The sequence below is a fragment of the Pseudomonas sp. PDM15 genome, assembly GCF_014851565.1.
In the GTDB taxonomy this organism is placed as follows: domain Bacteria; phylum Pseudomonadota; class Gammaproteobacteria; order Pseudomonadales; family Pseudomonadaceae; genus Aquipseudomonas.
Genome location: NZ_JACVAA010000004.1, coordinates 676704 through 689495 on the forward strand (window position 1 = coordinate 676704; position 12792 = coordinate 689495).

A 12792-nucleotide genomic window follows, 5' to 3' on the forward strand; every position below is an offset into this window, starting at 1 on the left:
GTTCGGCCAGACCAGAGGTCAGCCGCTGCCGCGCTTACTCCTCGCCCTGGCCACGGGCTTTGCATAGAATCCCCAACCATCTGCGATCAGGGAGGTGTCACATGCGGCGCGTGGTGTTCAATCAGAAAGGCGGAGTGGGCAAGTCCAGCATTGCCTGCAACCTGGCGGCGGTCAGCGCGGCCGAAGGCTACCGCACGCTGCTCATCGACCTGGATGCCCAGGCCAACTCGACCCATTACCTCACCGGCCTGACCGGCGATGACATCCCCATGGGCATTGCTGAATTCTTCAAGCAGACCCTCTCGGCCACCTCCTTCAAGAAGGGCAAGGTGGATATCTACGAGACGCCCTTCGAAAATCTCCACGTGGTCACCGCCACCGCCGAGCTAGCCGAGCTGCAGCCCAAGCTGGAGCAGAAGCACAAGATCAACAAGCTGCGCAAACTGCTGGAAGACCTGGCCGAGGACTACGACCGCATCTATCTGGATACCCCTCCAGCGCTGAATTTCTATACCGTTTCTGCGCTTATCGCCGCTGATCGCGTATTGATCCCCTTCGATTGCGACAGCTTCTCGCGCAATGCCCTGTACGGCCTGCTGCAGGAGATCGAGGAGCTGAAGGAAGACCACAACGAGGACCTGGAAGTGGAGGGCATCGTGGTCAACCAGTTCCAGCCGCGCGCGACCCTGCCGCAGCAGCTGCTCGACGAGCTGGTCGCGGAAGGGCTGCCGGTGCTGCCGGTGAACCTGATGAGCTCGGTGAAGATGCGCGAGTCGCACCAGGTCTGCACCCCGTTGATCCACCTGGACCGCAGCCACAAGCTGACCCAGCAGTTCGTCGAACTACACAACCTGTTGGAGAGCTGAGTATCTCCCGGCAATGAAAAAGGCGCCCTCGGGCGCCTTTTTTCGTTTTCGTCGTAACGCTAGCGGACGACAAAGACGTCGCACGGCGCCTTATGCAGGTAGTGCTGCGCCAGGCTGCCGAGCAGGGCCTGGGACAGGGCGCTACGGCCATGGCTGCCGAGCACCAGCAGCTGCGGCTGACGGGCGTTCAGGGATTCCTGCAGGGTGCGCGGCAGGGTGCCGGGTTGCACCTCGTGGCTGAGCGTGGGCGCCTCTTCCGGCAGGCGCATGGACTCGTCCTGGATCAACTGGTCGACCAGGGCTCGCTGGGTGAGCAGCTGGGCGTCGGCGTGGGCGTTGTTCTTCTGGCCCTCGAACACGTGCAGGGCGTGGATGTTGGCCTCGCTCGGCAGCAGCAGGCAGGCCTGGTGCAGGGCGGTGCAGGCGCACAGGGAGAAGTCGATGGCGGCCACCGCGCTGCGGTAGGGCGTGTCCTCGTCACGGGCGGCAAGCAGCAGCGGCACCGGGCAGCGACGGGCGATGCGGTCCAGGGTGGTACCGGAGAAGAACTCGTGGCGCTGGTGGTGGGCGCCGAGCACCAGCAGGTCGGCGCCACTCTGTTGCACCTGCTCCAGCACGCCCTCGGCGGGTTTGCCCTGGCACAGGCGCAGCTGGCTGCCGGGTGGGGCGAATTCGGTGAGGCTGCGGTCGAGCAGGCGTTCGATGCGCTCGCGCTCGGCCTGATCCAGGCGCGGATCGAAGACATGCAGGAGCGTGAGCTTAGCGTTGTGCTGGCGGGCCAGCTGGGTGGCGCGCCTCAGCGCGAGGTCTGCAGTACTGCGCAGGTCATGGGCAATAAGGATGTGTCCTGTCATCTCGTCCCCTCCGTGGCGCGGCTTGGCGCGACGCTGCGAACCTCTGCGGGTTCGTGTATGGAACTCCCTAGATAGACCTGCTTGGCGTCGAGGGCAAGTCCCGCGCGTCAGTGTTTGCGCAATTGATACAGGGCGCTCGTTTCGGCCACTACCTGGCCATCAGCATCCTTGAGTTGCAGCTCCAGGCGATACTCGGCCTTGCCCTCGCGTTCGGCTTCGTTCTGGATGCGTTCGATCTCCTCGGTGTCCAGGCGCGCCTCGACCGAGATGTCGCTGGTCGCCGGGCGGCGGAAGCGCAGATTCATCTCCTTGATCAGTGGGTAGAAGCGCTGCACGTCGAAGCTGGTGAGGAACAGTGCGCCACCGGGAATCTCGGCCAGGGTGAACAGGGCGCCGGCGTAGAGGGTGCCGATATGGTTCTGGTTGCCGGCCAGCGGCATGCGCAGGCGCACGAAGCCGGGTAGCAGCTCCTCGGCCTTGAGGCCGCTGCGTTTGACGAAATCGATCTTCTCTTCGGTGAACACACGGGCCATCTCGGCGGGCAGCGGCATATCCGGGCTCCTTGCAGTGGAGTTCCGAGACTAGCCGCTAGTGCTAGTCAGGCAATGACCGCGATGCTCGCCACAGCTGACCGATCTGCTCAGGCGATGCCCTGGCTGCGCAGCCAGCCGAGCAGTTGCGGCAGCGGCAGTGCGCCGGCCTGGCGGGCGACTTCGACGCCACCGCGGAACAGGATCAGGCTGGGGATGGAGCGGATGCCGAGCTGGCCGGCCAGCTGCTGGTTGGTCTCGCTGTCCAGCTTGCCCAGGCGGCAGCGCCCCTGCAGCTGCACGGCGGCCTGCTGGAAGGTCGGCGCGAAGGCCTTGCACGGCCCGCACCAGTCGGCCCAGACATCCACCAGCAGCGGCAGGTCGCCCTTGAGCTGCGCGGCGAAGCTGGCCTGGCTCAGTTCGAACGGAGCGCTCGGCAGTACCTCGTTCTTGCAGCGCCCGCAGCGTGGCGCATCGCCCAGGCGCTCGGCCGGAATGCGGTTGAGCCCGGCGCAGTGCGGGCAGGGAATCAGCAGGGGTTGGCTCATGTCGGTGTCCTCCTGCCACCTAAGTGGTTGCAGGCGGCGCACATAACAAGGGCAATCAGGCGCCGGCGGCGGCCAGTGCCTGTTCCAGATCGGCGCGGATATCGTCGAAGTGCTCGATGCCGATCGACAGGCGCACCATGTCGCGCGGCACGCCGGCCTTCTCCAGTTCCTCGTCGTTGAGCTGGCGATGGGTGGTGGAGGCCGGGTGGCAGGCCAGCGACTTGGCGTCGCCGATATTGACCAGGCGCACCACCAGCTTGAGTGCGTCGATGAAGCGTGCGCCAGCGGCCTGGCCGCCCTGGATGCCGAAGGAGAGGATCGCCGCCGGTTTGCCGCCGGTGTAACGCACGGCCAGCTCGTGCTCCGGATGGTCCGCCAGGCCGGCGTATTTCACCCAGGCCACCTGCGGATGGTTCTGCAGATAGTGGGCGACCTTGAGGGCATTCTCGCAATGCCGCTCCATGCGCAGGGCCAGGGTCTCCAGGCCTTGCAGGATAAGGAAGGCGTTGAACGGCGACAGCGCCGCGCCGGTGTTGCGCAGCGGCACCACGCGGCAGCGGCCGATAAAGGCGGCCGGACCGAAGGCTTCGGTATAGGTTACGCCGTGGTAGGACGGATCCGGCGTGTTGAGCAGCGGGAAACGCGCCTTGTGGTCCGCCCAGGGAAACTTGCCGGAGTCGACCACGATGCCGCCGATGCTGGTGCCGTGGCCGCCGATGTACTTGGTCAGCGAGTGCACGACGATATCGGCGCCGTGCTCGAACGGGCGGCAGAGAATCGGCGTGGCCACCGTGTTGTCGACGATCAGCGGTACGCCGTGGCGGTGCGCGGCGTCGGCCAGGGCCTGGATGTCGACGATGTTGCCGGCCGGGTTGCCGATGGATTCGCAGAACACCGCCTTGGTCCTGTCGTCGATCAGCGCCTCCAGGGCGGCGATATCGTCATGGGCGGCGAAGCGGGTCTGGATGCCGAAGCGCGGCAGGGTGTGGGCCAGCAGGTTGTAGGTGCCGCCGTAGAGCTTGGCCACCGAGACGATGTTGTTGCCGGCCTCGGCCACGGTCTGGATGGCGTAGGTGATGGCGGCCATGCCCGAGGCCACGGCCAGCGCGCCGACGCCGCCCTCCAGCGCCGCCACGCGCTCTTCGAGCACGGCGTTGGTCGGGTTCATGATCCGTGTGTAGATGTTGCCGGGGACCTTCAGGTCGAACAGGTCGGCAGCGTGCTGGGTGTCGTCGAAGGCGTAGGAGCTGGTCTGGTAGATCGGCACCGCCACCGCCTTGGTGCTCGGGTCGGGGCTGTAGCCGGCGTGGATGGCCAGGGTTTCCAGTTTCATGCAGTGCGTTCCTTCGGCTGTGTGGAAGGTTTGCAGCATGGGGAAAACGGCGAGACCCGGTCAATGCGCTGGAGCAATGAACCGGGCGTTTACCTAGATCGTTTTGGCAGGGCCTTATGTCCGGATCAGGCCAGCGACTTATAGATATTGAAGGCGCTGATCAGAACGATCAGGCAGCCGACGATGGTCATCAGAGTGCGTGCCGGAATCTTCTTGCACAGGTAGGCGGCGAACGGTGCGGCGAACAGGCCGCCGAACACCAGGCCGGCAACCATCAGCCAGGTATCCAGCTCGCCGGCCAGGAGGATGAAGGAGGCGGCGCTGGAGAGGGTCAGGAAGAACTCGGCGAAGTTGACCGAGCCGATGGTGGTGCGCGGATCGCTGCCCGAGCCGATCAGGCTGCTGGTGACCACCGGGCCCCAGCCGCCGCCGCCGGCGGCATCGACGAAGCCACCGAACAGGGCCAGCTTGGCGACATGCTTGGGCGCCTTGCGCTGCTTCACATGACGGTAGGCCTTGTACAGGATGTACAGGCCCATCAGCAGCAGATAGGCGGAGATGAAGGGCTTCATTACCGCGCCGTCGAACTGGGTGATCAGTACGGCGCCGAGGACCGCGCCAATGATGCCCGGCAGCAGTAGGCGCAGGAATAGCGACTTGTTGACGTTGCCCAGCTTGACGTGGGAAATGCCCGACAGACCGGTGGTGAACACTTCGGCGATATGCACGCTGGCGCTGGCCGCGGCGGGTGAGGCGCCGGCGCTGAGCAGGAAGGTGGTGGCGGTGATGCCGTAGGCCATGCCCAGGGCGCCGTCGACTATCTGGGCGAGCAGGCCGACTGCTACCGCGCTCCAGAAGGTCGGGCTGCTCAGGGCGCTCTCGATGATCTCCAGGCCGCTGTGGCCGCCGTTGTCACCGAAGAACAGGCGCCAGGCGAGGAAGCCTATCAGGCTCGCCAGAATCAGCACGGCCGCCCACATGGCAGCGCGCAGCACCGGGTGATTGTCCGGGTGGGAAACGTAGTCTTCTACGGGCGGCAGGCCGAGTGCTTCGTGCTCCGCGTTGAGGGGACTCTGGCTGAGGTCTAGATCGCGAATCTTCATTGCACCGGCTGCCTGACAGTGGGTGGTAGAACAGGCTGGAATAAGCAGGCAGCGAAGATAATGGGCTTTGCTTAGAGAGTCTAAGAATGTTTCTGTAGGTTTATATTCTTTTTTGTTTTGGCTTTTCCCTTCGAATATTCACGTTGCCTCCGCTCTCCGCCCTGGCCTAGGCTTGGCCACCTTCCGCGCAGGGATGCTTCATGACCACCACCGATCGCCCCGGCAATACCACCCTGGTACTTCTGGCTTCCCTCTATTGTGCCCAGGGCCTGCCATCCGGCTTGGTGGCCCACTCGCTGCCGGTGCTGCTACGCCAGCACGGTGTCGATCTGGGGCTGATAGGCCTGCTCAAGCTGCTGGCGCTGCCCTGGCTGCTCAAGGTGCTGTGGGCGCCGTGGATCGACCGCATCGGTTCGCGCCGTCTCGGCCATCACCGTGGCTGGATTCTGCCGCTGCAGGGCACGGTGATTACCTGTCTGGCCGGTCTGGCACTGATCGCTCCGCAGGCGCTGTTCGGCAGCGCGTTCTGGCTGCTGCTGGGCCTGCTGTTGATCATCAACCTGAGCGCCGCCACCCAGGATGTGGCCACCGACGGCCTGGCCGTGCGCCTGCTGCCGGAACGCTGGCGCGGTCTAGGCAACAGCCTGCAGGTGGGCGGCTACAAGGTCGGTATGCTGGCCAGCGGCAGCGGCCTGCTGCTGTTGATCGACCCGCTGGGTTGGAATCTCTCTATTGGCCTTCTGGCCGGTGCTTTGCTGCTGCTGACCCTGCCGATCTGGTTGTTCCCCGAGCGTCGCCTGCTGCCGCAACACAGCGAACAGGCCGAGCCCGCCGGCCCCGGCTTGTTGTGGCGCCATTACAAGGGGCTGCTGGCCCAACCGGGCATGCTCGCCTGGCTGGCGGTGGTGCTGACCTTCAAGCTCGGCGACGCCCTCGGCTCGCCGATGATCAAACCGATGCTGGTGGACCAGGGCTGGGACACCACCGACCTAGGCCAACTGACCCTGATCAGCAGCCTGGCCGGCATCGGCGGCGCACTGCTCGGCGGCCTGCTCTACTCCCGCCTCGGCGCCCTGCGTTCGTTGCTGACCTTTGGCGCTCTGCAGGCGTTCGGCATCGCTGGTATGGCGCTGCTGGTCGGCAGGGGCGGCGATGCCGTGCTGGTCTACTCGATAGCGCTGTTCGAACAGGCCGCCGACGGCATGTCCACCGTCGCCCTGTTCGCCGTGATGATGCGCATGTGTCGCCCCGAGCATGAAGGAGCGGATTTCACTCTGCAGGCGAGTGCGCAGATTCTGTTGGCAGGGTTGGTAGGGGCTAGCAGTGGGGTGTTGGCCAAGGTGGTGGGGTATCAGGTGCTGTTTGTATCGGCCGGCGCTCTGGGGGTATGCATGCTTATGCTATTACCCTGGTTCTTCGCGCGACATTTCTCGGCTGGGCGAGTTTCGACCGCTCAATCCTGAGCGTTACCGGTGCGGGGCTTGGGTTTCTCGTTGTCGGTTGAAGCCTTTGCGCGCGCTATTCCAGGGCTTTGCGTAGGCTACCGAAGCCGAAAGCCCCTCAAGCTTCGCTCTTGCATACGTTCAACCTGCGGGACGAACGGGCTGGTGTCCGAGCCATCTGTACTCAGGCGTGTGCTGAGGTGGCCAGCGGTTGGGGCCATGAAAGGGACCTAACCTGCTGTGGCAGGTGATTCGGTGGACGGCTCTGCGAATTTGACCTTGTAGTAATCCAGCAGGTTTTGACCCTTGGCGAAGGCCTTGCGGATCTCGGCGCTTTCCTTGAGCAGTGCTTCGCTCGGCTTGGCATGCTGCTCCGCGGACAGGGGCTGCGACCAGTCCAGCACCTCCTGTGGAAAGACGGTCTTGGGGCGGCGGTTGACCCACTGGGCGATGTGGCAGGGCAAGGTCCAGCCGCTGCAGAACTGGATGACCAGAAAACCGAAGGCGTAGCGCGGCCACCAATGCTCCTTGCGATACACACCCCGGCACATGTGGAAGTAGGCCACGGTACCCTCCTGAAACTCCTCGTCGGACAGTATCGGCGTAGGCAGGGCTGCTGGGCCTTCTTCCATATACACACGAATGGCTTCCCACTCGCTGACCACCAAGCCCAGGTTGCCGCCGGGGATGGTGACCCAATAGACATCGCCGGTATTGGCATTGCGCAGGCCGAGCATCAGGGCAAAGCTGGGCATGACGGCATACTGGGTAACGATTCGGCTGGCCGAAACGCAGGCGATCACCTCTTCCCAGGGCACATAGACAGGGGCTTCGCCGCGAAACACCAGGGCCACTTCGCGGCGCTGGCGGTTAAAGCGGACAGGAGATCGGGAGCCGATATTGCGGATAATGCGGAACATGTTGTAGCCGGCCAAAGCGGCAATACAGGCAATAAAACCCCACATAAACGGGTTAAGTTCGTAATGCAGCCAGCTGGGCCAGAACGGCTCTTTATCCCGTCGCAGCCAGGCAGCCAAGCCAGCCGTAAAGAAGTGCATTATCACCAGAGCCATGACTGAGCCGATATAGGCCCGCGCGGCGAACTCGACGCTGGCCTGGCCGGCGGCCACATCTAGAAAGACCTCGTTGGCCTCCTGGTGCAGGTTCTGCCCGCTGAAGGCTGGCATGCCGGTAGGAACCGGTCGGGGCGCCAGGTAGAACACCTCGGTGCCGGCTTCACGCTCGAAGTCCCCGGCGTGAGGCAGGCGTTCGTATTTGCTTTCAGGCATGCAGGTGCTCCGGAGTGATTTCGATCCATTGCGGGGCGATACGGGTAGGGCCGGCGGAGGACTCGCCCTTGACCGGCTCGCTCGAAGCGGTGGAGCCTAGCGGAATCGAGTAGTACAGGTACGCATCGTTTTGCTTAAGTGGTGCGCCGGCCAATTCCGGCTGTACTGCCAGGCGCAGTCGCAGTCTGGATTGTGACCCCGACCAGTCGGCGGACACTTCCAACTCAAGGGTCAGCGGATTGTCGCCGATTGGCCGCAGATTGTTGCGTACGATCTCCCCCACATCCCGTGCCGGCCAGCCCAGCTGGTACTCCCATTCCGCGGTAAGGCGTAGCGGATGCTGGCGCAGGCTGGCCAGGCTCACGCCCGGCAGGCTCAGCAGCAGGCGGCGTGACTCTTCGCCATCCTGGGGGCGCTTGACCAGGCCGCGATCAGTGATCAGCGGGCGCATGCTGGCTTCGGCCAGGCCCTGGGCATGGGTGGGCCAGTCCCAGCCCTTGCTTTCCAGGCCCCAGCAGCAACCCAGCATCCAGCGTTGCTGATCATCCAGGTTGCCGTAGTTGTACAGCGCCTCGCCGCCAAACTGCAGGGCAGTGGCCACCAGGCCCCAGGGGCTGAGGCGGACGGAAAAGCTCAGGAAGCGCGCGCCACGGGTGGCCCAGGCGGTGCTGAGTGCTACCGCTCGCTGGCCCGGGGCTGCTCGCGAAGCCTCCATGATCAGCCCGCCAAACTCTGCAAATGCCTTGCCGGTGATTGCAGCGTTTAATGCGGTACTACTGGTGTCGCCGACAAAAGCCATCAGCGCGCCAGCCTGTTCGCTGGTGGTGCCGGTGCGCATGGCGTCCAGCCATTTGTTCCAGTTGTTCCAGGAGGTGCCCACCGAGCCTAGCAGTGCCAAAGGAGCAATCACCGCCCCCAGGCCCAGCCCCAGCTTGCCCAGCTTGACGGCGAACTGCATGCCACCCTTGCCGCCGGAGCTGGTGACAAGGGACTTGAAGGCTTTATCCACCAGGGCGATATGGGCGTTCTGATATACCGATAGAGCGGACGATACTGGGGCGAAAATTGCTCCACCAAACACGACAAAGTCTTTCACTGACGGATTGCTGGATACACTCTGCCAAGCCTTCAGTGCATCCCTCAAATTCCATGTCTGTAAGGTCAGTGCCAGCAGCGGCAGTGCGCTGCTTTTAGCGACGGCAGAGTAGGCACCCGTCTCGCCATAAGTGCCCCGCACGCCCAAGCGCAACCGGCGGATCTCCTCGTTCAGCAGGTTCTGCTGGACAGGGTCGATTTTCAGTTTGACACCGATAAAACCCGCTTGCGCCGTGCTGGTGGTAATCACGCAGTCCTGGATCTGGCTGACCAGGGTGGCGCGCTGTTGGCGCAGCGCGGCCAATTGCTGGTTGAGCTGCTGTTTCTGCACTTTGGCAGCCTGGCGCTGGGCTTCACTGAGGCTGCGGCGCTTGCTGTCGGCCTTTGCCCGGTCGCGCGCAACGGTAAGCTGATCTTCGCTGTCCAGCAGCCGGACAAGGGTTGCCAGCCTGGACATGAAGAGCGTTACATCTTGCTCGGTCGCTACCTGCAGATCGGCGCCTTCCTGTTTAAGCGTGGCCAGATTGCCGAGGCGCTGGGCGCGATTGCTGTAGGCCTCGAGCTTGTCCAGATGGGCTTTCAGGTCGGGGCTGTTGAGCTTGGTCTGTAACGTTGCGTGCCAGTCTTGCAGGCGTAGAGCAATGGCCGGCGAGTAGGCCGCATTGACGGCCTGGCTGGCGCTGAGAGCGGCGGGGCTGAAAGTGAGGCTTTTGCTCCAGTGGCTGCCCATCAGGCCCTCTACTTCCTGCAAGCGAGCCTTGGCGTCTGCCAGTCCGCCTTTGAGGTTGCGGATGTCGTCCAGCCATTTGGTCAGGTCTCCCGACTTGCTTATGAAGAAGGCCAGATCCAGGCGGCTGGCAAAGGCGGGGAGGATGTAATAGGGGTATTTGTGGAAGTACTCGCCGACGGCCTTGAGGCTGTCCTCGGTGCGACACATGTCACGCACGCAGTTCTGCTCGGTCACCAGCGCGGCCATCAGTTGGTCTGGCACATTGGTGTCGAAGTACCAGGCGCTGCGGTGGTATTCGGTCTGGGTGAAGAGACCGACACGGTCTGCCGTGATGCGGTCCAGGCGGGCGTTCCAGCGCTTGAGATGAATGCGCTCAGCTGCAAGGTATTGATTCATCTCCTTGTGGCGGACTAGGTCATGGATGCCGCGTGCACCCAGTCCCTTACCCTCCAGCGCCGCATGGCTGTGGTCCTCAATGGCCTCGATATCGTCTTCCAGCTCATCGTAGAGATCGTCGCCGAGCGCAGCCTCCATTTCTTTCTTCTTGATGGCGACGTCCGCTCTCGCTGCTTGGGTCCTAGGATCGAACCCGCGACCCGGATAGTGAGCCTGTGCTGGGTTGCTACCCTTCATGCCCTTCAGCCTGTTGCGGGCATTGATGTAGTCGTAGATTTTCTGACGTTGGGCCGGGGTGGTTTTTTCAAACAATTTCGAGCTGGCGCCTGCCTTGTGGGCGGTGCTGTCGCTTACCACCATCAGGGTCTCGATGTAGCTGCCTATCACGTACTTGAGGTCGTTGCGCTCCTTGGCTACCCAGCTTTCGATCCAGCCGACGACCTTGTCCTGCTCTTCGGCCAGGTCGCGCATGACGCCGATGCTGTCCTTGAGCACCAGATAGAGGTGGTCGTGCTCGTACTTGGGCTGCAGGGCTTTCTTCACTTCGCCGAGCTGAGTCTTGCGGTAGAGCGGTTGGTGTTCCCAGCAATAGCCCTGGCTTTCCTCGGGATGGGCACCCGCCGGGGCCTTGGCAGAGGCAGGATGTTCGGCCAGTTCCGCTATCCATTTGGCGGCCTGTTTTTCAGTCAGGAGGTGGGTGCCACCTTTTTCGCAATCGGTCTTTGTTAGATCGATAACTTGCATGAAGAGGTCGCGCTCTGCGCGGCTCTTGAGCATTTGCGAGCACTTGAAGGCGGTCCACTGCACTTCCGAAAAACCGACATGCAGGGTGCTTCCGCGAGGAAAGACCAGGCGGTCATCAGTAAGGCTGCCTTGGCGCTTGTCCTGAGCTGCTTCCTTGCCTTTCCAGAGAAACTTGGTGACAACGCCTTTCTCAACCCGGTACTCATGCAAATAGCCGGTGCTGTTATCAATCACATACAGCCAGCCATCGCGCAGCAAGCGGATGCCCAGTGGTCTCGATTTGAGTTTGTAAGGCACGGCTACTTCGCTGGCAGGGTCGAGGTGCTCGACCAACCCATAGCGCAGAGGCAGCAGTTGCACCTTGTTTTTCATCAGCGGGCAGGTCGAGCTCGTCGCTTTGGCATCGCTGCTGCTTTTTGCGGCCAGGTTTGGGTTTTTTCCGCTACTGCGCGGTGGCTGTTGGGCAGTCATATGGAGTTCCTTTCCATGGAGGCGCGTTCTCTGGCCAGCTCGGCGGCCAACTCGACGCGCTGTTCTGGCGCTGCTGCCGAGGTCGTATTCAGCAAGGCGGCGATATCGGCGTGCCTATCCAGGGCCTGCTCGCCGAGAAAACCGAAAATGTTGGCGTACAGGGTTATGGCGCGTTCGCTGTTGAAGCCGTCTGCATAGGCACTCGAAGCGAGCTCATACAGATGCTGCCAGCGATCTACTCCGCACAGTCGTGGCCGGTAGTCGGGAAAGAACTCCTGCATATGGGCATCGAGCTGGATGACGCAGCTACGCAGACTGACTTCGCCTAACAGTTCCAGTTGATCCTCGGAGAGCTGGTAGGGGTTCTCCCGGGAGATCCCGGACTCGGTTGTCGGGCGGGAGTACTGGAGCCAGGTATGCCTCGTATGATCGACCAGGGCGATATGCTCGAACGGTCCGAACAAGGTGGCGTCACCCGTTTGCACGGCATGCCTGAACAGAACCTCTGCTACTGCTGGGTCTGCCAGGCGAAGGAGCATCTCTTTGCCCAGCGGGTGCTTGACGCTGCTCAGCCAGCGCAGGTGTATCAGCTGATCTTCTCTGTCGGCCTTGCTGAACAGCAGATAGCCCCATTCCTCATTGGCATGTTGCAGGTGCTGGACGAGAGCCGGATCGCGAGGGCCGCTCAGGCGAACCAGGCAAGGAGATACGTCGCTCAGGTCGGACCAGCGGGTATCTGCATAAAGTGGTTCGAAGTCGGGCTCTGAGCTCCACTCGTAGAGCCGACGCGGCAGTTCTTCCACGCTGACACCATCGAGCAGCAGGCTAGCCTGGGCATCCCAGGGCAGTCCTGCCGGCAGCTCGAAATGCGAGCGGTCATTGCTCGGCATTTGCAGCCTCCCGCTTGGCTGCTTCGCAGATGGCGCATAGCGGTTTCTTCTGCATCAGCGCCTGGCGCTGGGCCTGGATCAGCAGCTCGCCGGCCTTGTCGCTGTCTGCCGCTATCACCTTGCCTGGCAGAATGGGCGCCGCGCCCGTGCCACTGCCTGGCCCGCCGCCGGAGTTGATCTTGATCTGTGGGCCGACCAGGGTCACACCGCTGGCGTCCAGTTTGATGAAGCTGCCGGCGGCCTTGAAGGTGAGTTCGGCACCGGCTTCGAGGACGACCTTGAGGCCGCTGGAGAGGTGGATCTCGTTGCCGGCCTCGACAAACTGCCCCGTACCCAGCTTCACATGCTGATTGGTGGCCACGGTGAGGTGGTCGTTGGCGCGGATCTCGGTCTTGCGGTCTTGGTGGGTGGTGCGGTGCTCCTCGGCCTTGAGCTCGGTGTAGCTATTGGCCTCGACGGTGTCGTGGCGCTCGTGGCCGATGCGGATCTTCTGGTCGTGCT

11 protein-coding genes are annotated in these 12792 nt (G+C 63.1%); 2 read left to right on the forward strand and 9 right to left on the reverse strand.

What is annotated here, in order from left to right; genetic code table 11:
• Positions 1-101 precede the first annotated feature (101 nt).
• Positions 102-866, forward strand: coding sequence for a ParA family protein (locus tag IB232_RS14585; protein WP_192399334.1), 765 nt, complete (start codon positions 102-104; stop codon positions 864-866).
• Between the two features lie 59 nt (positions 867-925).
• Here the strand turns inward: IB232_RS14585 and IB232_RS14590 are convergent, their stop codons facing one another.
• The 5 genes from IB232_RS14590 to IB232_RS14610 all read right to left on the reverse strand — a co-directional run bounded on the left by IB232_RS14590 (position 926) and on the right by IB232_RS14610 (position 5234).
• Positions 926-1720 carry a universal stress protein gene (locus IB232_RS14590; protein WP_192399335.1) on the reverse strand — a complete coding sequence of 265 codons (795 nt, stop codon included), beginning with the start codon at positions 1718-1720 and terminating at the stop codon, positions 926-928.
• A gap of 107 nt (positions 1721-1827) precedes the next feature.
• Positions 1828-2271, reverse strand: coding sequence for a YiiD C-terminal domain-containing protein (locus IB232_RS14595; RefSeq protein ID WP_192399336.1), 444 nt, complete (start codon positions 2269-2271; stop codon positions 1828-1830).
• Positions 2272-2360: 89 nt separating this feature from the next.
• On the reverse strand, positions 2361-2798 hold the full coding sequence (gene trxC, locus IB232_RS14600) for a thioredoxin TrxC (protein WP_192399337.1): 438 nt from the start codon (positions 2796-2798) through the stop codon (positions 2361-2363).
• A gap of 55 nt (positions 2799-2853) precedes the next feature.
• A complete protein-coding gene (locus IB232_RS14605; RefSeq protein ID WP_192399338.1) occupies positions 2854-4131 on the reverse strand; it encodes a bifunctional O-acetylhomoserine aminocarboxypropyltransferase/cysteine synthase in 1278 nt (425 codons plus the stop codon).
• A 125-nt stretch (positions 4132-4256) separates the two neighbouring features.
• The gene (locus IB232_RS14610; RefSeq protein WP_192399339.1) at positions 4257-5234 is read right to left on the reverse strand and encodes a sulfite exporter TauE/SafE family protein; all 978 of its coding nucleotides are present in this window, start codon (positions 5232-5234) and stop codon (positions 4257-4259) included.
• A gap of 200 nt (positions 5235-5434) precedes the next feature.
• On the opposite strand from IB232_RS14610, the gene IB232_RS14615 reads away from it, so the two are divergent.
• Positions 5435-6697 (forward strand): MFS transporter, encoded by a 1263-nt coding sequence (locus IB232_RS14615; RefSeq protein WP_192399340.1) that lies wholly within the window; start codon positions 5435-5437, stop codon positions 6695-6697.
• 209 nt (positions 6698-6906) lie between these two features.
• On the opposite strand, the gene IB232_RS14620 is transcribed toward IB232_RS14615, so the two are convergent.
• From IB232_RS14620 to IB232_RS14635, 4 genes are all read right to left on the reverse strand, one after another.
• Positions 6907-7965: a hypothetical protein gene (locus tag IB232_RS14620; RefSeq protein ID WP_225592297.1), complete on the reverse strand. Its 1059-nt coding sequence runs from the start codon at positions 7963-7965 to the stop codon at positions 6907-6909.
• Positions 7958-11401, reverse strand: a complete 3444-nt coding sequence (locus IB232_RS14625; protein WP_192399341.1) for a toxin VasX — start codon at positions 11399-11401, stop codon at positions 7958-7960. Before IB232_RS14625 ends, IB232_RS14620 begins: the two co-directional genes overlap by 8 nt.
• A complete protein-coding gene (locus IB232_RS14630; RefSeq protein WP_192399342.1) occupies positions 11398-12291 on the reverse strand; it encodes a DUF4123 domain-containing protein in 894 nt (297 codons plus the stop codon). Before IB232_RS14630 ends, IB232_RS14625 begins: the two co-directional genes overlap by 4 nt.
• Positions 12278-12792 (reverse strand): bacteriophage T4 gp5 trimerisation domain-containing protein (locus tag IB232_RS14635; protein WP_412547735.1); only part of this gene is annotated, 515 nt, incomplete at its 5' end. The genes IB232_RS14635 and IB232_RS14630, both read right to left, overlap by 14 nt.